Annotated in this window: 19 protein-coding genes; 2 read left to right on the forward strand and 17 right to left on the reverse strand. The window is 35.3% G+C overall.

Annotated features, from left to right (window positions below; genetic code table 11):
• Positions 1–4 precede the first annotated feature (4 nt).
• The 17 genes from FNOD_RS08570 to FNOD_RS08650 form a co-directional block, all read right to left on the reverse strand.
• On the reverse strand, positions 5–676 hold the full coding sequence (locus FNOD_RS08570; protein ID WP_011994775.1) for a tRNA1(Val) (adenine(37)-N6)-methyltransferase: 672 nt from the start codon (positions 674–676) through the stop codon (positions 5–7).
• 3 nt (positions 677–679) lie between these two features.
• Entirely contained in the window at positions 680–1,573 is an 894-nt protein-coding gene (flgL, locus tag FNOD_RS08575; RefSeq protein WP_011994776.1) for a flagellar hook-associated protein FlgL, read from the reverse strand.
• Positions 1,574–1,603: 30 nt separating this feature from the next.
• The gene (flgK, locus tag FNOD_RS08580; protein WP_011994777.1) at positions 1,604–4,147 is read right to left on the reverse strand and encodes a flagellar hook-associated protein FlgK; all 2,544 of its coding nucleotides are present in this window, start codon (positions 4,145–4,147) and stop codon (positions 1,604–1,606) included.
• Positions 4,148–4,183: 36 nt separating this feature from the next.
• Positions 4,184–4,669 carry a hypothetical protein gene (locus FNOD_RS08585; protein ID WP_011994778.1) on the reverse strand — a complete coding sequence of 162 codons (486 nt, stop codon included), beginning with the start codon at positions 4,667–4,669 and terminating at the stop codon, positions 4,184–4,186.
• 3 nt (positions 4,670–4,672) lie between these two features.
• Positions 4,673–4,960 carry a flagellar biosynthesis anti-sigma factor FlgM gene (gene flgM / locus FNOD_RS08590; protein WP_011994779.1) on the reverse strand — a complete coding sequence of 96 codons (288 nt, stop codon included), beginning with the start codon at positions 4,958–4,960 and terminating at the stop codon, positions 4,673–4,675.
• Positions 4,961–5,037: 77 nt separating this feature from the next.
• Positions 5,038–5,499, reverse strand: coding sequence for a 23S rRNA (pseudouridine(1915)-N(3))-methyltransferase RlmH (locus FNOD_RS08595; protein WP_011994780.1), 462 nt, complete (start codon positions 5,497–5,499; stop codon positions 5,038–5,040).
• 30 nt (positions 5,500–5,529) lie between these two features.
• Entirely contained in the window at positions 5,530–6,825 is a 1,296-nt protein-coding gene (locus FNOD_RS08600; protein WP_238374587.1) for an NYN domain-containing protein, read from the reverse strand.
• Positions 6,815–7,327: a DUF501 domain-containing protein gene (locus FNOD_RS08605; RefSeq protein ID WP_011994782.1), complete on the reverse strand. Its 513-nt coding sequence runs from the start codon at positions 7,325–7,327 to the stop codon at positions 6,815–6,817. Before FNOD_RS08605 ends, FNOD_RS08600 begins: the two co-directional genes overlap by 11 nt.
• The gene (locus FNOD_RS08610; protein ID WP_011994783.1) at positions 7,300–8,043 is read right to left on the reverse strand and encodes a 50S ribosomal protein L11 methyltransferase; all 744 of its coding nucleotides are present in this window, start codon (positions 8,041–8,043) and stop codon (positions 7,300–7,302) included. The genes FNOD_RS08605 and FNOD_RS08610 overlap by 28 nt, the downstream gene beginning before the upstream one ends.
• A 49-nt stretch (positions 8,044–8,092) precedes the next feature.
• Positions 8,093–8,890: a LysM peptidoglycan-binding domain-containing M23 family metallopeptidase gene (locus tag FNOD_RS08615; protein ID WP_011994784.1), complete on the reverse strand. Its 798-nt coding sequence runs from the start codon at positions 8,888–8,890 to the stop codon at positions 8,093–8,095.
• A 118-nt stretch (positions 8,891–9,008) separates the two neighbouring features.
• Positions 9,009–10,889, reverse strand: a complete 1,881-nt coding sequence (gene mnmG, locus FNOD_RS08620; protein WP_011994785.1) for a tRNA uridine-5-carboxymethylaminomethyl(34) synthesis enzyme MnmG — start codon at positions 10,887–10,889, stop codon at positions 9,009–9,011.
• Between the two features lies 1 nt (position 10,890).
• Positions 10,891–12,198, reverse strand: coding sequence for an amidohydrolase (locus tag FNOD_RS08625; RefSeq protein WP_011994786.1), 1,308 nt, complete (start codon positions 12,196–12,198; stop codon positions 10,891–10,893).
• Between the two features lie 39 nt (positions 12,199–12,237).
• A complete protein-coding gene (pfkA, locus tag FNOD_RS08630; RefSeq protein WP_041256983.1) occupies positions 12,238–13,197 on the reverse strand; it encodes a 6-phosphofructokinase in 960 nt (319 codons plus the stop codon).
• Positions 13,198–13,290: 93 nt separating this feature from the next.
• Entirely contained in the window at positions 13,291–15,657 is a 2,367-nt protein-coding gene (locus FNOD_RS08635; RefSeq protein ID WP_011994788.1) for an ATP-binding protein, read from the reverse strand.
• Positions 15,638–16,456, reverse strand: a complete 819-nt coding sequence (gene ispE / locus FNOD_RS08640) for a 4-(cytidine 5'-diphospho)-2-C-methyl-D-erythritol kinase (protein WP_011994789.1) — start codon at positions 16,454–16,456, stop codon at positions 15,638–15,640. Before ispE ends, FNOD_RS08635 begins: the two co-directional genes overlap by 20 nt.
• The gene (locus FNOD_RS08645) at positions 16,411–16,998 is read right to left on the reverse strand and encodes an NUDIX hydrolase (protein ID WP_011994790.1); all 588 of its coding nucleotides are present in this window, start codon (positions 16,996–16,998) and stop codon (positions 16,411–16,413) included. Before FNOD_RS08645 ends, ispE begins: the two co-directional genes overlap by 46 nt.
• A gap of 31 nt (positions 16,999–17,029) precedes the next feature.
• On the reverse strand, positions 17,030–18,436 hold the full coding sequence (locus tag FNOD_RS08650; RefSeq protein ID WP_011994791.1) for a GlmL-related ornithine degradation protein: 1,407 nt from the start codon (positions 18,434–18,436) through the stop codon (positions 17,030–17,032).
• Between the two features lie 271 nt (positions 18,437–18,707).
• On the opposite strand from FNOD_RS08650, the gene FNOD_RS08655 reads away from it, so the two are divergent.
• A complete protein-coding gene (locus FNOD_RS08655; protein ID WP_011994792.1) occupies positions 18,708–19,787 on the forward strand; it encodes a sugar ABC transporter substrate-binding protein in 1,080 nt (359 codons plus the stop codon).
• Between the two features lie 131 nt (positions 19,788–19,918).
• Positions 19,919–21,442: a sugar ABC transporter ATP-binding protein gene (locus FNOD_RS08660; protein ID WP_011994793.1), complete on the forward strand. Its 1,524-nt coding sequence runs from the start codon at positions 19,919–19,921 to the stop codon at positions 21,440–21,442.
• The last annotated feature ends 30 nt before the right edge of the window (positions 21,443–21,472 follow it).

The raw sequence follows: 21,472 nt of genomic DNA on the forward strand, positions 1-21,472 counted from the left end.
TCAACTACACCCCCCACTGTGGTGGATCAATTATCACCTCGTACCCACCATTTTTCTTTCCTCTAATTGCCACTAATTTCGCATTTTTTTCAAGTGTACCGTGGAAAAAACACATCCTTTGAACTATCAATTTGTGCTCTGATAGAATATTGATAACAGGCACAAGTAACTTAGGTGACATAACGAATACAAAAGTGCCTTTATTTCTAAGAAGGTATGATGATGATTTGATAAAGTCATTAATCAGTTCTAAGCCAGCACTTCGAGACATATTTCTAATTTTATCAGGACTCTTTTTACCAACATGAAAGGGGAAGTTTGAAACGACCATGTCAAAGCTTTCGGCTTTGAAATAATTTTCCACATCTCTAACATCACAGTGAAGGAATTTAACTTTATCTTCAAGATTATTTACATGGATACCTTCAATTGCCAATTCGTACAATTCATGTTGGATTTCTATTCCGGTTACATAAAGATTATACAGCTTGGCTAATGCAAATGCAACTATCCCTGTTCCGCTTCCCAATTCGATTACGTTTTTTATATCACTTGTTGGTTTTGAATACCAAACTAAAAAAGCCGACGCATGCGTCGGCTTATGTGAAGGTATATCGATTGTTTTAATATTTCTTAGAATTTCTGCTGAGAATTTTTCTGGTTGTTTAATGTTCATTTATTATCCACCCACAAAGTCAACTAATGATTTTTGGATAGCCATAGCGGCAGACTTAAGCGCAGCTTCAAGAACGGATTGTTGCATTGATAGATCTGTCAACACTTTTGTTAAATCAGCATCTTGTTCTTTGGAAAGATATTCGGTGTTAAACAATTTTAAATCCTCTATTCTTGATGAAACCATTTCCGCCATTCTTGATGTGGAACCGACGTTTGCGAAGTGTTCCATAACGGATTTTTCCAAAATATCTATTTCTTTCAGAGAAATATTTGAAAGCTTTTTTTCGTCACCTTCTTGCAAAGCTTGAATTGCATCATCGATTGTTGAAAAAACAGTCTTTCCATTATTCAATGTGAATACGTCGTATACAGTTACACCGTAAGTTATACTGTATCCTAACACGTTTGCTTTTCTTCGAACATTTGCTTCAATAGGTGTTACTATATTTCCATTTTCGTCTACAGGTTTTAACTCGGATCTTGCGCCGCCGAATATGAACTCATCACCAACACGTGTATTTGATACTTCTATCAAATGTTCTTTAATGGCTTTTAACTCAGCAGCAATTGCGTTTCTTTCATCTACTGTATTTGTCCCATTTGCACCTCTTACCATCAATTCACGAACACGGTGATATAAGTCTGACAATTCTTGTAGAGTGGTATCGTAAGATTGGACAAAGTTGTTTATATGATCGACATTCCTTTTGAATTGTTCAAGTTCTCTGAGCCTGCTTGATATATTTGAAGCTCGTGTTGCGATAACTGCGTCATCGCTTGGATATTGAACTTCTTTTCCGGAAGATAACTTATCATGCATCCGAGCAATTCTGTATAAACTTTGTTGTATATTAAAAAGCGATCTTTCATTAATCATATTGTTTGTTATACGCATTTGTGCCCCTCCTTTTTATTAATCTCTCGATTATCTTCCAACAAGTCCGAGTTTATCTATAACTCTTGATATCATGTCATCTACAGCTGTCATCACACGTGCCGCTGCGTTGAATGCTTGTTGGTATTTAATCATATTTGCCATTTCTTCATCGAGTGAAACCCCTTTAACGCGTTCCCGTTCTCCATCAATTTCTTTTTTCATCAAGTCTGTATTGCTCTTTATCTTCATAGCTGTTTCACTTTCAACACCCAGTTCTGCAACGACACTGCCAAGGTATTCGTTGAAAGATTCCAATCCGTCATTTAGTAATTTTTTGTTTCTTAACGCTGAGAGCATCTCAACTATCTTTGTGTTAGCTCTTCCAGAAGGTTTAAATACTTTCGCATCCCAATTTGGGTTCTCTTCTGTGTAACCTATATCAACAGCGATAGTTTCAGGGTTGCTTTGAATAGTTGAATTAACCTTTAATTTTTCGACAAATCTGTAAGGTTCCTTTGGTAATTGTTTGTCTATAAAGAGCGCGTCGGCTTTTATATACCTTATCCTTTGGTCTTCAGGTTTTTCGAAAGGATTCACGAACACAAATCCTTCATCCCAATCGTTTAGTGGATTACCGTCTGGATCAATAAAGCCAAGAGCTGTCCAAAGCGCTTCTGGACCTTGAATAACTTTTTTTAGTTCGAAGCCTAACGAACGTGAACCTCTTAAAACAAATTTACTGTGTGGCGTGACTTCAGCAATTATACCTGTATTTGCTTCATTTATTTTATCGGCAAGATCTCTTATAGTCATTTTTGTCGGATCGATTCTTATCTCAGTCGCACCTATTCTTATTGAGAAGGCTTCGCTTCTTTGAAGTATATTTTCAAGCGTTTCTTTGCCTGTATCGAGTGCTTTGTACGTTTCGATATGGAGATTTGATTGGGTGAACAATCCTCCGGAATCTGATATTTTTAAGTTCTTGATGTTAAATTCGTTGGATTTGGTTGGTAGTATAAGCAACTTATCTTCATGGACATAGGCGGTTATATGTGAACCAAAATGTGTATTTAATTGTGTGGCAAGGTCTTCAAGTGTAGTGCTATTTGTAATGTTAATTACTTCTTCTGTACCATTAATTGATACTTTGTACTGCCCAGGCATAACTTTAAAATCTCTTCTATCTATAGTAAACACATCAATATTTTTAGTTGCAAATCCCATTGTGTTGAACATATTACCATTGAAATCCAGTGCCAACGTGTTTCTTAAATTTTCAGATGATTCGAAATACAATCTATAACCACCGTCACCGTGCGCGCCGATTTTCAAATCGAACCATCTATCTGTGATTGTAGAGAGAGTGTTTTGGAAATCTTCAACATTATCGTATGGGTTAACGTTTGCAGAAAATACTTTGTTAGTACCGTTGAAAAATACAATTGCTCCCTTTTCTATGAATGGTTTTGTGGTTATATCGGAAATCTCTATTCTGTCGCTCATTCCGGATATCCTGTTTATCGGACCATTTTCAACGCGCTTCGCGCCGGCAAGCCTATAAAGAACTGAATCCTTAATTCTTTCCGCTTCAATGTCGTTAAAGAATTTTAAACCGGTAACACTTCCATCTCCATTGAAACCGTCTTGATGAATGAGATTGAACTCATCTGAAAGCGAAAGGGCAAATTCATCTAACCTATTCATGTACCTAACAAGTACTTCGTCTCTCAAGTCAAACAAACTTTTTAACTTTCCGTCGTTTATTGAGACTATAGAATTACCTGCAAATATTTCTTTGAATCCTTTTCCAAACGGTCTTTCAAGGGCTCTGAGATCAACAACATTCTGACCTGTTAGCACAATTTGATTTCCCAAACGTAAAGTGATTTGACCTGCTGCATCTTCGTAATAGTAAATATCAGCAAGGTCTGATAATTCATCTAATATCCTATCTCTTTCGTCAAGTAAATCATTCGGTGTATATTTAAGACTAACAGCAGTTCTTACTTTTGCATTTATATCGGCTAGTCTTTTGACCATTGCATTTATTTGTTGGGTTCTTTGTGCAATTTCATTGTCTATATCTGTTCTTAGCTGTTCAAGTCTTGTGTATAAGTCTTGCATATGCTGTACAAGTTCTTCGGTTCTGCTAACTAATCCTCTTTTGGCGGCAGTATTCGTTGGATCGGTTATAACCTCTTCGATACCTGACCAAAAAGAGTCAAATAAGTAACGTATACCAGCTTCTGATGGTTCTGCGAAGAGCTGTTCAACGAAATGAAGGTTTGAAGTGATTGTATCCCAGTAATTGTATTTGTTATTTGTTTGGCGGTACTGAATATCTAAGAACGCATCTCTTACCCTTTTGATATCTCTGACATATACTCCAGTTCCTATTTGAAGTGGTACTGCAGGTTGAGTAAGTGAGGTTATAGGGATTGGAGGCATTGTAAGTAATTCCGGTCTTTGCCTTGAAAAGCCTGGAGTATTCGCGTTAGCTATATTATGAGCAACGACATTCATCGCAAGTTTACTCGCGTAAACACCTAATAATCCAGTATTTAATGTTCCAAAGAGGCTAATATCTGGCATTTTCGCACCTCACTTACTTGCTCCAAGTTATATTTCTCACTTTAATTTATCGTATCTTGATTGACTTTCCATCTGAGTATAATTCTTAGCATAATTTTTCTCCTGAGAACTTTGCGAATTTTTCGAAAAATTGTAAGTTGGGGCTTGGACGCCCTTAATAAGATTGTTGAGAAGCCCAGCGTATTGATTTTCGAATTCAATAATCTGTCTTATTCCATCCATTACAATTGTCAATTCGTTGAGCTTCTCAACAATCTCTGCGGAAAGAAAAGCAATCTCCGGTTTTTCCGGAGTATCATCTTTTTCCAAGTATTCTCTTACAGTTTTGACTTTATACTCATTAAGTATCTTTTCTCTTTCTTCTTCAATTTTTAATAATTCTAAACTTTTTTCTTCTATTGTCACAGCATACTGTGAAATTTGTTCGAGGTTTTTTGATACCACAGAACCCTCAAGCCCTTTGAAAGCTTGAATCATTTCATCCAAAACTGTTATTTGCTTTTTGAGGTTTTCTTTAAGCAAAAATCATCCCTCCAAGATTTTTTTAGCTATCTTCTCCGCATCAACAACGAAAGTGCCATTCTCAATAGCCTGTTTTATCTGCTGAACAAGTTCGCTTCGAACTTCCGGGTAATTCTTTGCCATTTCAATATATTCTGCAACTTTTTTACCTTCTTCTATAACCAAAGAGTCCGATTTTTGAGTCTCCACTTTTGATTTTTCTACATTCTTCTCTTCCTTTCCTATTTTCTTCGTTTCTTGGATATTTTGATTTCCAAGCAATTGGTTGAGCTTATTGATTTTGTCTATCATACCTTTTCCTCCTTTCTGTTTTTTTCATACATAATTATCGTCTATTTTTTCGATTGCTAAAATTTAAAATAGTTGAATTAATAATGATATTTTTCATTTTTCAGTATTTTAAAAGCTCTAAAAGTTTGTTCCAAAAATAGAATCACGCACATTTCGTGCGTGAATGTCATTTTTGAGAGTGATATTTTTGCCAATGCATTTTCTCTAAGTGAATCGTCGATACCTAAAGGTCCACCTATCACAAAAACAATTTCTGACAATTTATTTATGGTATTTTCCAGAAATCTTGCGTACTCAATACTTGTTAATTCTTTCCCCCATAAATCGAGCAATATGAATTTTCTATCTTTCAATCTTTTTTTAATGTGTTCTGCCTCTTTTTTTAGAATAGTTTTTTCATCTTCCGTATTTAAATCTCCACCAAGCTCAACAAAATGAACACTAATTTTTGCAAAGCGATTTAATTTTTCAACATAGTAATCAAATGCTGGTTGCAAGTGTTTGGATAATTTGCCAGGAACAATTAATTCTATCTTCAATTTTTATCACCTTCATTTTTAACTAATTATTTATCCATTGACAGGTGTATAAAAGTAAACTCCTCCAATTTCTGTTATTTCACCGTTCGAAATTAATTTTTCCAAACATTTATTAAACAAGTTTTCATCATTTGAGAAAACAAGTTCCTTTATGTATTCTAATTCCTCTTTAAATATGAATGTTATAGCGAGAATTCTCTTTAGATAATAAGCGAAAGTTGAAAATTTAAGAGTTTCTAGATCCGTAACAATTTTTGAAGGAGTTGAATAAGATATGTAATCACTATCATCTATACCTTTAAGACAACCGCTTCTTTTAATTGCTTCAAGGTATGTTTTAAATTCTGAGGTTGGGATTTTAAATTCAGACTGTAATAATTGATTTAAGGCTTTTACTTTTCCTGAGTTAAACGCTTTGTATGTTTTTTCAATGAATTCAACAAGATGAGTATATACGATTGGGTACTTATCAAGTATTGTGGAAAAGAAACTTTTGTTTCTATTTATTTCAAAAGTTCTATCTTTTATATAGATAACATTGTCATGAATCAAAGAGTCAATTGCGGTTTTTACATCGCTAATGTCAAAATTATGTGATTGAGCAAATTCAAATAGGCTCTCTTCACGCAAGTTTTCAAATATTATAGCTTTTATCAAATCTATTTTTAAGTTTTTTAACCGTTCTGGTCTTTGGACTTTTCTTTCATATATTATTTCTCCAAGTTCATGTAATGAGTTTACGCCGTATTTATTGGGATTTATATTGAAAGAAGATAAAAACCTTGAAAGGTTTTCCAATGTGAAGTCTTTTCCGGACCTTTTTAGAAAAATCTCTAATTCTTCAGAAATCCTATCTATTGGATCGGCAAGTTTTTCGTTTTTTACGATATCTTCGTATGGTATAAATAAATCAACAGCTGATACTAACTCATAACTTGCTGACTTTGTCCGTGCCAATGCGATTACTTTTTTTCCATAAGATTTAAGCTTATACACCAAAGCGGTAAAATCCGCATCTCCTGTTACAAGAAAAAAGGTGTCTATTACGTTATTATGTAGAGCTATTTCAACGCAATCAACTGCAAGCCTTATATCGTTACCTTTCTTATTTGGCAAGAACTCTGCTTCAGGAATTTCTATTAATTCAATTCCGTAGTTGTATAATACAAACGAAGGCATCTTATGCTTAGACCATGAACCGTAAGCTTTTCCACCGACAATTCGACCGTATTTTTGGGCTTCGTTATAAACAAGTTGGACGTCTACGGGTTGATTTTGAAAGTCGAACATAATGAAGATATTATTCTCATGATTTTCATACTTCACCACCACATCCCCCCGTATCACACTCTTTTTTTTCAATTAAATCGTAAACTTCTTTACCTATTGGATTTTCGATACCGGCAAGATAATCTGCAAGATGCAAGTGAAGGCATTTCACATTTTTAAAATCTTTTATACCACCCGTTCCCACACTTTCAAGATGTTTTGCCCACTTTTTATCTTCTTCCATGAGTAAGTTAAGACGTTTTTGAATAACACTAAAATGGGCATTTTCATATGCCCTTGAAAACTCAGAATCTTCTTTTATTTTAATTTCAAATTTAGAGATATAGCCTTTTTCTTCAAGACGCGAGACTTCTTTTACTAAATGTGGGCAAGTGAGGTAATGAATTGTTGGGAAAGGTGTACCATTTCTGATAGGATAGCTTAAAATAACAACCGGAAATCCGTAAGAACAGTACTTGCAAACGGCTATAACATTGTTAATTTCTCTTCCAAGTTGCTTTTGGATAACTTTTAAATCTTTATCACTAATGCGTTCCACTCGTCCATCACCATTTTTTCTATAACGTTATATTGGTCAAATAAATTCACTTTTGGTAAAATTATTCCAGAAAGAATCAATATACCGCCTTCCTTAAGGTAATTTCCTGCATTTTTCAACATTTCTACAAGTATTTCGGCGATTATATTAGATACAATTATATCGAATTTTCCGTCAACATTAGAAAATAGGTCAGAGAGCCTAACTTCTATGTCTACTTTATTTCTTTCTGCATTTTCCATCGCAACCTCGACAGCTAACGGGTCGTTGTCAACAGCTAAAACCCTATTTGCACCAAGTTTTTTTGCGAGTATGCCTAATATTCCGCTACCACAGCCAAGGTCTAGGACATCCATACCGGGTTTCAGGTATCTCTTTAAGTACATCGCTGACATTTTTGTCGTTTGGTGAAGACCTGTTCCAAATGCGAGTCCTTGAGGGATGCGCAGAACAATTTTATCTTTAAGATGAGATAAATCGTGTTCTAAAGGGTCAATCCAAACATCTTCAATCATCTCAAAAGGCTCAGTAATTATATTTTTCAACCAATCTTCTGGTTTACTCTCGCGTGTACCAACAAAAGATAAACCAATTTCTAATAATTGATTTTTCAAGGAACTTAAATCGTCCATATATGGTGAAACAACAGCGAGGAATTTTCCCTCGCTGCTATCTATTATGTAATAATCGTATTCGCCATAAAGTAGATCGTCCACAAATTCTAACTGTTCATCTTTTATATTAAATATCCACTCTTTAAAACTTTTATTCAGATATAACCCTCCTCATAACGTACGTTGTTGTTCTTGGGAGATACGCAACGGGGTCATTTGCTTCTCCATATTTTCTAACTTCAAAGTGTAGATGTGGACCTGTTGACGTACCAGTACTTCCGGACCTTGCTATGAAATCACCCTTCTCAACTTGCAATCCAACGTAAACGTTTATCTTGGAAAGGTGCGCATAATACGTTTCAAAACTTCCATGATCGATTATTATTAAATTGCCATAGCCGCTCATCCAACCTGCATATTTTACGACACCAGACTTCGAAGCAAAGACCGGTGTACCTGTTGGCACGGAAATATCTACTCCTGTATGGAAAAGGTTCTTGCCGTATATTGGATGTATTCTCCAACCAAACTCTGAAGTTATTCTTCCATAAACGGACCATATGAAATCAGATATTTGAGCAAAAGATGTATTTGTTTTTCCCAATGGTACAAAAACTTCTTTATTTGCTGGTATTGTTGAACCAATAGATGGATTAACTGTGACTATCTCTTCAGGATCAATGAAAAAATACTTAGCAAGTTCTGATAAACTAATACTCTTAGTGCTTTTGAACATTATACCTGGGACAACAGGTACTTTAATTGAACTCCCGGCTCTTAAATTTGATGGCGCTAACCCTGTATTCCAATCAAGAAGTATAGGAATTGGTATACCAAACCCCTTTGAAATACTATAAAGAGTATCCCCCTTCTGAACTTGATAGTTTATATAGAAAGGAAAGATTGTTGCTACTATTGATATCAGCGCTAAAGCTAATATTTTTCGCATTTCTCCCACCCCTTAGTTTATTTGTTACAAAAAATCCTGTTATATTTTACCATAAAAATTTTCTTTGTCAAAATCAAGGCTTAATCTTGTAAAAAATGAAGAAAAGTTGTCGAAATCCTTATTTTTTCTTGATATAAGTCAATAATGCAAGAATATCAGCCGGGGTTACTCCGGGTATCCTTGAAGCTTGACCTATGGATAAAGGCTTGATTTTTTCAAGCTTTTCGCGCGCTTCTGTTGATAGATTAGGCACTTCTGAAAAAATTACGTTAACAATAGGTAAATTTTCGTATTCCTCAAATATCTGAACTTGCTCTAGCATGGAGTTTATATAACCTTCGTACTTTAGTTGTATTTCTATTTGTTCAATTACATCCGTATCGCTTATTGGTTCAGGATCTAAATGTTTCAAAGCGTTGTAACTAACTTCCGGACGTCTAAGTAATTTTGCAAGCCTTGTACCTTCTGTTAATGGTGTTGTCCCCAAAGACTGTAGTAATTCATTTACACTGGATGATGCTGGTACTTTTACGTTTTCGAGTCTTTCGATATGGTATTTGATGTTATTTTCTAAGTTTATAATTTTGTCATAGAACCATCTTGGAATCAGCCCAACTTGGTAGCCGTATTTTGCAAGTCTTAAATGCGCGTTGTCATGTCTTAATAGCAATCTATATTCTGCTCTGGAAGAGAGTAATCTGTAAGGCTCATCTACTCCCTTTGTGACTAAGTCATCTATCATTACTCCGATATAACTTTCTGAGCGCTTTAGAACAATAGGCTTTTCACCTCTTAATTTTAATCCCGCATTTATTCCTGCTATTAATCCTTGTGCTGCCGCTTCTTCGTATCCGCTTGTTCCATTGATTTGCCCTGCAAAATAAAGATTTTCAATGATTTTTGATTCGAGTGTAGGGTAAAGTTGAGTTGGGTCGATGTAATCGTACTCAACTGCGTATGCTGGCCTTACGATTTTAACATTTTCTAGGCCTGGGATTGTTCTGAGCATCTTTATTTGGGCAGCATAAGGCAAACTGGTAGATAATCCGTTAAGGTAGTATTCTTGAGTGTCTTTACCTTCTGGTTCGACAAATATTTGATGACTTTCCCGCTCAAATTTTACAACTTTATCTTCTATCGAAGGACAATATCTTGGCCCTTTTGCCTGTATGAGTTTTACTTCACCGTATAACGGGGAAAAGATTAAATAGTCTCTTATTATCTTGTGAGATTCAGGTGTAGTGTGGGTTAGCCAGCAAGGATAGTCTTTTTCTAATACTTTAGGCTCATTGAAATGAGAAAATGCCCACGGTTTATCGTCAGTATCTTGTCTTACCATTTTTGAAAAATCTATACTCTTCTTAAGCACACGAGCAGGCGTGCCTGTTTTAAATCTTCCAACCGTAAATCCAAGTTTAATCAAAGAATTCGTCAAGCCGCGTGCCGAAAAGTCCCCCATTCGTCCAGCTTCCATCGTTTCTCGACCAATAAATATCTTTCCCCTAAGAAAAGTACCAGTCGTTAATATGACAGCTTTAGCCATATAATCTATTCCGAAGCTATCGACAACACCTTTCACCTTACCATTTTCAACAAGTATTTCCTCAACAATTCCGTATCTTATTAATAAATTTTCTTGTTCTTCCAATTTTCTTTTCATGGTTCTTGAGTAAGAATATTTATCGATTTGAGCTCTGAGTGCTTGCACAGCGGGTCCTTTGCTTGTATTTAGCATTCTTACATTTATCATTGTTTCATCAGTAGTCTTTGCCATTTCTCCACCAAGTGCGTCTATTTCTCGAACAACGATACCTTTAGCCGAGCCACCAATGGCTGGATTACATGACGCCCATCCAATGTTGTCTGGGTTACCTGTTATAAGTAGTGTTTTAAAACCCATGCGCGCACTTGCAAACGCAGCTTCTATACCAGCATGTCCACCACCAACAACTATTACTTCAAATCTATAATCATCATCTGGACGTGTAAAAAAATTCATATTATTCCTCCTTTGTCTCTTTGCCTCCAATGAAGACGGATATCGGTAAATTGGTAAATGGATCATCTTCATATAAGCAAAAATCAGCTAAATATCCCTCTTCTATTTTTCCAGCTTTTATATCAGCCATCCTAGCTCCGTTTTCGGTGTAGAGTTTTATCGCATCTGCTTTTGAAAAACCCATTTTCAGTGCACTTTCCAAAACATACCTTGGATCAACTGGTGAAACAGGCGAATCTGTTGAAAATGCGATATCGTAACCAGATTGGTACATTTTTAAGAATGGATAAGCCAATTCATAGCGAACGTATATTAGCATATCTAAGTCTTCGTAATAAAAGTGTGGTTGGACAGATAAATAAAATTTTTTCAATTTTCCAAAATCGTCCATTTTTACAAATTGAAGATGTATGAGTCTGTGTTTTTGCTTAACATCGTGCTTTTCAAGAATTGTGATAATTTTGTGTAAAGCCTTGTCACCAATGGCGTGTATGTTCAATTGCAAATTATTTTTTTCAGCGTAGTTTATAATCTCATCGATATTTTCAGGCACAGTGAAAAGCCCAAAATCATTAGTATCAACGTATGGTTCAAACATATAAGCAGTTCTGGCACCAAGTGAACCATCCGCGTAAATTTTTATTCCTTTGACTTTTGAAATTCCAAATTCTCCGAATTTGTATTTCCAAGGTTCGTTTGTACAAAGTTTTTCAAAAACCCTTATCTGGCTTTTTTCCAAAAGTTTTTTCAGAGATTCAAAGGATATTCCGTGGAAATCATCCGAATGTACTTGTGTTACACCATATTTCAGAAATTCTTTTTGACCAATTCTGAAAGCATTTTCGTAAAACTCATCACCAAAATATTTCCATACTTGGTCGATAGCACTTTCGTATATTAAATTCTCTTTGTAATTTAACTTACTTTTGAGGTAGTTATTTATCCAAGCTACATGACCACATTTTCGAACTAATATTATAGGTTTTTGAATAATATTTGCTAGTTGTAAATAATAATTTTCAGGTAACTCTTCCCAACCACGTGCAATGATAAAATTTTCTTTGACATTAGGGCTTAATATGTCTTCTATTTTTTCTTTTGACATATCATGTGTTAGAATCTTCATACCTGTGCCAATGATATGTGCGTGGGAGTCAACAAAACCGGGTAAGACAAACAGACCTGTGGCGTCAACCACAGGTCCAGCTTCCGTGTAATTATTAGCATTCACGAATTGCCCATTTTGTATAAATAAATCTTTTTTTTCAAAAGATCTCCCGTTCCAAACCAATCCATTTTTTACTATCATTTTTCATCACCTGGCTTGCAAAGTCTTAACTTAAAGATATTAAGACAACAAGCCAGCTAATTTTACTAAGTCCATATCCAATCTTTTCTTTTCTTTCAGAACCTCATCGAGCTTGACGGTAACAATTTTTCCACCTTGTAAAGCTGTCATCACGTAACTTTCTCCGTTCATAAGGGCATCGACTGCGGCTACTCCCATTCTTGAAGCTAATAATCTATCAAATGCGGTTGGAGAACCACCTCTCTGGATATGTCCAAGGATCGTTATTCTTGTTTCATAGCCAATTCTGTGCTCGAGATGTCTTGCAACTGTGTAAGCGCTTGCGGCACCTTCAGCGACCACAACAATACAATTTATCTTGCCTCTTTCTCTTTCTTGCAAAAGCTTGTTGCCTAACTCCTCGTAGTTTACAGGTACTTCTGGTATAATAATCGCTTCTGCACCTGTGACAAGACCACTAACAGTTGCTATATATCCAGAATGTCTACCCATAACTTCTATAATGAAAGCTCTTTCATGCGATGTTGCAGTGTCTTTAAGTTTTTGAATAGCATCAACAACAGTGTTTAAACAGGTATCTACACCAACACTCATATCTGTCATTGCGATATCGTTGTCGATAGTTCCTGGGATACCAACAACTGGGATTTTTTGTTCTTCTTCAAGAAACATAGCACCATGTAAACTACCTTCTCCGCCAATTACGACAAGTCCTTCAATGCCGTGTTTTTTCAAAATCTTTGCAGCCTCTGCTCTTGTTTCTTTTCTAACGAATTCCGGACATCTGCTCGACCTAAGAATCGTTCCACCTTTTTCCATGATGCCACCAACGGAAGCAAATGTCATTTCTTCTATGTCTTCGTCTAAAAGACCTGCGTAACCTCTTTTTATACCATAAACCTCAAGTCCTTGCTTAATACCATACCTAACAACTGCACGTATAGCGGCATTCATTCCGGGAGAATCTCCACCACTTGTCATAACAGCTATTCTCTTCAAGTCAATCGCCTCCTTTAGTTGAGCTTCAGTCAAATAAATAAGCGCCATTAATGAATTATAACACGTTTTATTGGATTAGTCTACTATCGCTTGCTATTTCTTTTTCTTTCTCACTCTTTCTTTTCCTTCCGAAAGATTGTGTGAATGTTTTAATGTTTGCACAACGTAGTAGTTCACAGTACCGCGTGGATATTCGTAATTTTTATTCATCTCGCCTGCGGGTTTGTCTGTCATAATTTCTATTGCTTCGTCTACTTCGTCAACTGTCCATATGTGGAATTTACCTTCCCTTATAGCTTCAATCACTTCATCATCGAGCACAAGATTTCTAACATTTGCCTTAGGAATTATAACTCCCTGTGTTCCTGTTAAACCTTTGAGTTTACAAATTCTGTAAAATCCTTCAACTTTTTGTGTTGTACCGCCAACAGGTTGAACGTGACCATGTTGATTAATTGAACCAGTGACTGCTATATTTTGTTTTAATGGGACTTTTGAAAGTGCGGAAATTATCGCTAAAACCTCGGCTAGTGATGCACTGTCGCCTTCTACATAACTGTAAACTTGTTCGAAGGATATGGAAACCCCTACAGAAAATGGGACTTTTCTTGCATACTTACTTCCAAGGTAACCAGTTAGTATCATAACCGCTTTACTGTGAATTTGCCCGCTTAAATCTGCTTCTCTTTGTATGTCTAATATTCCAGACGTACCAAGGTACGTTTTGGCGGTTATCCTTACAGGCAATCCAAATTCGTAATCGCCAAAGTTTACAACGGTGAGTCCATTTACTTGGCCAACGACTCTACCTGAGACATCTATCATTATATCTTCCTTTTTAAACATCTCGTCGTATTTTTCAACAATTAATTTCATTCGTTCTTCTCGTTCTTTTAATGCTTTTTTTACGTCTTCATGGTCTATATATTTGGAATTTCTTTCGTTTGCAAAATAATTGGCTTCTTCTATCAAATCAATTATAGAACCTAATCTCATCGAAAGTTTTGTTTTATCACCTGAGAGTCTCATCGAATACCAAACTGTTTTCTCAAGTGCGCTCTTCTTTAATGGCAATATTTCTTTTGATTTCACATAATCTGCAACAAAAGAAAGTAAATCTTTAACATTCTCTACAGTTGTATCGATTTCCCAATCGAGTTCCACTTTTACTTTAAAGAGTTTTTCAAAATCTGGGTCATATTCGTATAGAATTTCGTAAATTTCAGGAGTACCTATTAAAATGACCTTTAATTTTAACGGAACAGGGTCAGTTTGCAGAGATGCGATAACTGAATAGCCGTATGCCGTATCTATATTTTCTATTTCTAATTGTTTCGAAAAGAGCACCTTTTTCAGTCTATCCCAAACGAATGGATGAACAAGAAGTTCTTGAGCATCGATTATTATATACCCACCATTTGCAATGTGTAGTGCTCCCGGTTTTATAAGACCAAAATCTGTATATAACATACCATCTCGTTCTATGTATTCTATTTTTCCAAAAAGATTGTGATAAGTGGGTGTATCTTCAAAGACGACAGGCGCTGAGTTCAAAGCGGAGTTATCGACTATCAAGTTAATTGAATATGCACGTTTGAAATAGTATTCTAAATCTTGGATTTTCTTTGATGAAGTAACTTTTTCAATTATATCTTCTTTTATTCTATGGATAAATTCAATTACATCACTGTATGGATATTTCTTTTCGATATTAGAAAAAAGTTCCTCTGTTGCAAATAATAGGGCGTATCGGTTTAAGTCTCTTATCCTTTCTTTGTATTTAATTTCAAGCTTTCGAACATTTTCAATTGCTGCATCTATCAGGAGTTCAACCTTTTTTTCATTTTCTTGGTAATATCTTTTTTCATTATCACTTAATATTTCAAATTCTTCATCTTTTAATATCTTCCCATCTTTAACAGGGTAATAGTTAATACCTGTTGATGTTATTTTTATTGCAAATCCAAGAGCCGATGCTTTTTGCATCAATTCTTGGGTGAATATTTCCTGTTGTTGCTCAAAATCGTAATCTATTTCCCTCCGCCTTGCTTTATAATCTTCGCTTTCAAATATTTTTGTTATCTTCTCAGTGAGTGTTTCAACAAGTTTTTCCATATCCTTTTTTAAATCTATTCCTTTTCCTGATGGTAAGAATATCACTTTTGCTCTCATCGGATTTTCAAAATCCATAACGTAAGCTACGTCAGGTGGAACTGGTTTTCTCTGTGCATATTCATTTACAAAATGCCTAACGAAAGTCTTTCTTCCTGTTCCAGAAGGTCCAACAACGAAGATATTGTAACCTTCTCTTTCCATATCAAGTCCAAATCTTAGAGCTTTAACTGCCTTCTCACGACCAATAAATGACTGAACTTCTTTTATGTCCTCAGTCGAATTTATGTTTCCCAACATATTGCTATCAACAGCTAGTTCTTCAACTCTAACTTTTCTCAAAGGCATTTATCTCGACCCCCTTTGGAACAAAAGAATACTTCCCATCTTCTTTTAAAGCAAAATAAGTACTTCCAGAACCCGTAAGTGCTGCTGGAAAATCTCTTCTCAAGGATTCGATTTTTTCAAGCAAGTCCATTGGTATTACTCTCTCAAAGATATTATATGTACCTTTTTTAATCATTTCGAAATTTCGTGTTTTGTAAAAATCGTACAATTCTTCTGGTGTAATTGGTGCTTTTCCAAACCATTCCGCTTTGAGTTTACTGTACGCTTCTTTTGTAGAGATAGAAAAATTTGGTAAGTGCAAATCGACTTTGAATTTACCAAAATTTGTCAAAGGCTCAACTGGAAGAATAACTTCTCCCCTTCCTTTAACGATAGCTGTACCTCCAAACAAGAAAAATGGTACGTCACTTCCAACTTTTTGTGCAATTTTTAGTGACTGCTCTTTTGATATTATTCCAACTTTTTCAAGTGCTATTATAAAACCTGCTGCGTTGCTACTGCCTCCGCCAAGTCCACCACCCATAGGAATATTTTTTTGTAAATTTACATAAACATTTTTGTTATCGCAATTTACTAGTTCCCATACGGAATTGAGAATGTTGTTTCCTATATTAACATTTGAGTTAATTAATAACTTACCTTTGCCATCGGATAACGTTATATCCATCTCATCAAATAGTGAAATGTTTTGAAAAAGAGAATTTATCTCATGATATCCATCTTGCCTTTTTCCTAAAACATCAAGGCACAGATTTAACTTTGCATATGTTCTAAGTACAATGCGGTAACTTTCGCCCATCCTTCCATCTCCTCTAAGTAATCGGATAGTTTTCTCGAACGAATTTCTATAAAATTCTCAGGTTCGGCAAGACCATGGTATTTAACATGCGCTATATACAAAACACCAACGTGGACACGGCTTACAGGATTTTCAATTTCATTTATCAATCCAATATATTCGATGTTTTCCACGGAAACATTCACTTCTTCCTTTAATTCTCTCCATAGACCATTTTTCAAACATTCTACAGGGTCAGTTGAATCTTCCACGTTTAAATGACCACCAACACCCAAAGTTATTAAGTTATGGAGCCGTTTTTCCGTTTGATTAGTTGTTCTTTTAAAAAATATATATTCATCATTTTCTTTCAAAACAATGTATGGAATTACTTGCCTTGTGGATTCATCGTATTCTGCAATTGAACGCTCAACGAAAAAACCATTTTTTAAGACCTTTAAAAATTCGTCTTCTGGTACTTTGACAACTCCCGTTTTTCCATCACATAATCTCTCAACATCAGTCGTTTTAATTACTAAGACTTTTTCATCCATATTTCCCATAACTGCAACCTCCATGAGATTAGTATTCTTTTTAGTATTCTTTTACATCGTTTATCAACAATTCTTTAGCGATATCTTTGTCTATTTTGCTTGCTATTAAACCAATTGCGGCAAATATATACCTTTCATCCCTAAATAATTTAATATTTTCTGACGGAAGTAGCTCCATTGGATGCAACCTAGAAAGATGTCTGATACTTTCAAGGGCTTCTTTTGCATATTTTGACCTTGAAAGAAATCCACCAGTACCAAAGACATATTTAACTGCCGTTAAATCTTTTCCTTCTGCTATTGTTTTTCTTCCTGTTGGTGTGTAAAGATGTTTTTTACTTCCCGCGTGTCTTCTTATACCTTGTTGCACGCAGAATGTTGCAAGTTTACTTATAAAATATTCATCCCTGTCACCTTGTGGATATGGACTAATTCTACTTAATAGTTCATCATAATCTTCAAATTGCTTTCTCAAATTTTCTTCTCCCATCATTTCTATGACGTTATGTGCGTTTACATACAAGCCCAAATCACCTTCAACAGTTCTTTTTGCAAACGGTTCAGGTGAAATCATCATCTCCTGAATTTCTGGAGAACCTTCTGTGACTGAATCGACATCTGTTGTGGCCCCACCGATATCTATTGTTAAACAATCACCGAAATGTTCGTATGCAAGTTCTGTTGTTTTCATAACAGCTGCAGGGGTTGGGATAATTTCGTAATTGACCATATCTTTTATTTTTTCCATTCCCGGTGCTTTGATTATATGCTCTGCGAAGACCTCTTTTATAACGTTCCTAGTTGGTTCAACGTTTAAGTAATCTATCCTTGGGTAAACATTCTCTGTGATGTAAACTTTCTTACCGGCGCTTGATAATATATACTCTACATGCTCAGCTGCTGCAACATTACCTGCGTAAATTATCGGAACATCTAAATCAAGTTTTGCAAGCATTTTTGCGTTATGAACCACAGTCTCGCTTTCACCATAATCTACGCCACCGGCTAATAAGATGAGCTTTGGTTGGATAGATAGAATTTTCTTCAAATGAAAATCGTCCATCTTTCCGGCAGTAACGTACTTTATTACCGCACCAGCACCAAGCGCAGCTTCACGTGCAGCCCGAACAGTCATATCGTACACAAGACCGTGAACGGTCATCTTTAACCCACCAGCTGCACTACTTGTTGCAGCAAATTTTTCCCACGAAATTTTACTACCTATTTTCTCTTCCATCTTCTTCAACGCAGTTTCTATACCTATTGTTACATCGCCTTCGTTCACAGTTGTCCAATGTTCGGCTTGTGCAATTACTTTAGGTTTAATTCCAAAATGGAAAGCTGTTAAAACAGTTGTTGTTGAACCTATTTCGGCAAATAGCAAATCAACTTTCTCAGTTTTCATACCTATCTCCCTTTCTTTAACGATTTTAAATAATTTATCCAATACAATTATACACCTTATAAACAAATTTTTCGAATGAAATTTTACGTAAAGTAACTCATCATAGTTGTTTTAAATACCATGAATATATTGAATACTATGAAAAATCATGAAAAAAATAGAGATTTGAAGATTTATTTAATTTTGGATAATTTATTTCTTTCTGAAAGAAATATTTTCAGGTATGCTGTATTTTGTTTCACAGATTTTATATGGTATATTTTTGACAACGAAATTGTGATATACCCACACTAAAAACAGGGAGGTAGAAGTTATGAAAAAGTTTTGGCTATTAGGTATTCTTTCAGTATTGTTACTTTCTGCGGTTTTAAACTTTGCAGTTGATGTTGGTATAGTTCTTCCAACTAACGTCGAACCAAGATGGATTCAAGACGAAACAAGGTTTAAAGAACTTTTGAAAAACACGAAGTACTCTGTTGAAATTTTATTCAGCCAAGGTTCACCAGCTAAGGAAAGAGAAAACGTTGAAGCCTTACTTTCAAAAGGTGCGAAAGTTATAATTATTTGTCCACACGACGCGGTTGCGGCAGCAGCAACGGCAGAACTTGCAAAGAAATCAGGAGCCTACGTTATTTCTTATGACAGACTTATCATGAACACATCAGCAGTCGATTACTATGTAACATTTGATAGTGTTGAAGTTGGTAGAGCAATGGGTAGATTCCTTGTTCAAAATGTAAAATCAGGGACAAAGAATAATCCATTGTATCTCTACGCAGGGGCACTTTCGGATAACAATTCATTCTTATTCTTCCAGGGCGCTTGGGAAATTCTCCAACCAGAAATTGCAAAGGGTACTTTTAGAATTATAAACTCCAGTGAAGCAGAAAAGGTTAAAAATAAGAAAGATTTAACGAGAGATGAAATGGCAAGAATTATAGGTCAAGTTACAACAAACTGGGACTTTAACGTTGCGAAGAAGAAAGCTGAGGATGATCTTACAAGAGCAAAAGCAACGGATAAAGGAACAGTCTACATTCTTGCACCAAATGATGGTACAGCAAGGGCTATAGCCGATGCCTTCAGAACAGATAAAGATGTTAAGGCATATTACATCACGGGTCAAGACGCAGAAAAAGCATCAGTACAATACATAATCGATGGAAAACAATCGATGACAGTATTCAAAGATACAAGAGTACTTGCTGGCGACGCAATAAAAGTTGCTCAACTTCTCTTAGAAGGTAAGAAACCAACAACAACGGCAACATATGACAACGGAAAAATTAAAGTACCAGCAATCCAATCAGAAATTCAAGTTGTTACAAAGGACAACGTTAAGAAAATACTTATCGATTCAGGGTACTACAAATCTTCAGATTTCAAATGGTAATAAAAATTTGCTATAATTCATAATTTGAGCAAGGTGGCGTGAAACACCGCCACCTTGTTCTTAGAAATTTAATAAGAAACTTTTTATATCGAAGATATTGAAAAATTTGACATGTGAGGTGAAGTTAGGGGATGAGTGAGTACATACTTGAAATGAAAAAGATAACAAAAACTTTTCCGGGTGTGAAAGCCCTTGATAATGTTGATTTCAAAGTGAAACGTGGAGAGATTCATTGCCTTGTTGGTGAAAATGGTTCGGGAAAATCAACACTTATGAAAATTCTTAGTGGTTTCTATCCTTATGGTGAATACGATGGTGAAATAATCTTTGATGGTAAAGTCCAAAAATTCAAGCATATCCATGATAGCGAAAAAGTCGGTATTGTAACTATTTATCAAGAGCTTGCGTTGATTCCAGAACTTACTGTATATGAGAATATCTTCCTTGGTCATGAGATAAAAGATAAACTCTTTATAGATTGGAACAAAACAATCAAATCAGCAATTGATGTGCTCCAGAAAATAAAGCCAGATTTAGATACTTCAAGAAAAGTTAAAGACCTTGGAGTTGGCCACCAGCAGATAGTGGAAATAGCTAAAGCGCTTACTAAAAATGTTAAATTGCTGATTTTAGATGAACCTACTTCTTCGCTTAATGAAGACGACAGCGAAAATCTTTTAAAAATAATAAAAGATCTGAAAAACCATGGGGTAACATCTATATTAATATCCCATAAGCTTAAAGAGGTTATAGAAGTTGCCGACAGTATAACTGTACTCAGAGATGGAAAAATGGTTGCATACCTTGATAAAAAAGAAGAATTTACAGAAGCAAATATAATTAAATACATGGTTGGTAGAGAAATTGAAGATATTTATCCGAAGAGAAAGAAAAGAGAATTTGGTGAGAAAATTTTTGAGATAAGGAATTGGAAGGCTTTTGATCCAAAGCTTGATAGATATGTTGTTAAAGATGCTAACATGTACGTTAGAAAAGGTGAGATTGTCGGTATTGCAGGTCTTATGGGAGCAGGACGTACAGAGCTTGCTTTAAGTTTATTTGGAAATGCAAAAGATTACAAAGTTGAGGGTGAGATGTACTTTGATGGTCAGTGGAGAAGATTCAAATCACCGAGCGAAGCTATAAAATCAGGTTTTACATACCTTTCAGAAGATAGAAAAGTACTTGGGTTGATTCTAGATTTCGATGTTAAGACAAATACTACACTTGCAGGGTTAAATAAGTTAAAGAAAGGCTTATTTATAGACGAAAACGAAGAAATAATCATTGCTGAAAAATATAAGGAATCACTAAGGATTAAAACGCCGACAGTTGAACAAAAGGTTATGAATTTGAGCGGTGGAAATCAACAGAAAGTCGCAATTTCAAAATGGCTGTTTGTTAAGCCAAAATTACTTATCCTTGATGAACCAACAAGGGGTATAGATGTTGGTGCCAAATATGAAATATACGCACTGATGAATAAATTAGTTGAGGAAGAAGGAATGAGTATCGTAATGATTTCATCTGAATTACCAGAAGTTCTCGGTATGAGTGATAGGATATACGTTATGTCTGGAGGAAAAATAGTTGGTGAACTTGACAGAACGGAGGCAACTCAGGAGAAGATAATGGCAATGGCTGTTGAATATTAATTTTATTGATTAAAAATAAAAAAGGAGGAT

The organism is Fervidobacterium nodosum Rt17-B1 (assembly GCF_000017545.1).
Taxonomy (GTDB): domain Bacteria; phylum Thermotogota; class Thermotogae; order Thermotogales; family Fervidobacteriaceae; genus Fervidobacterium; species Fervidobacterium nodosum.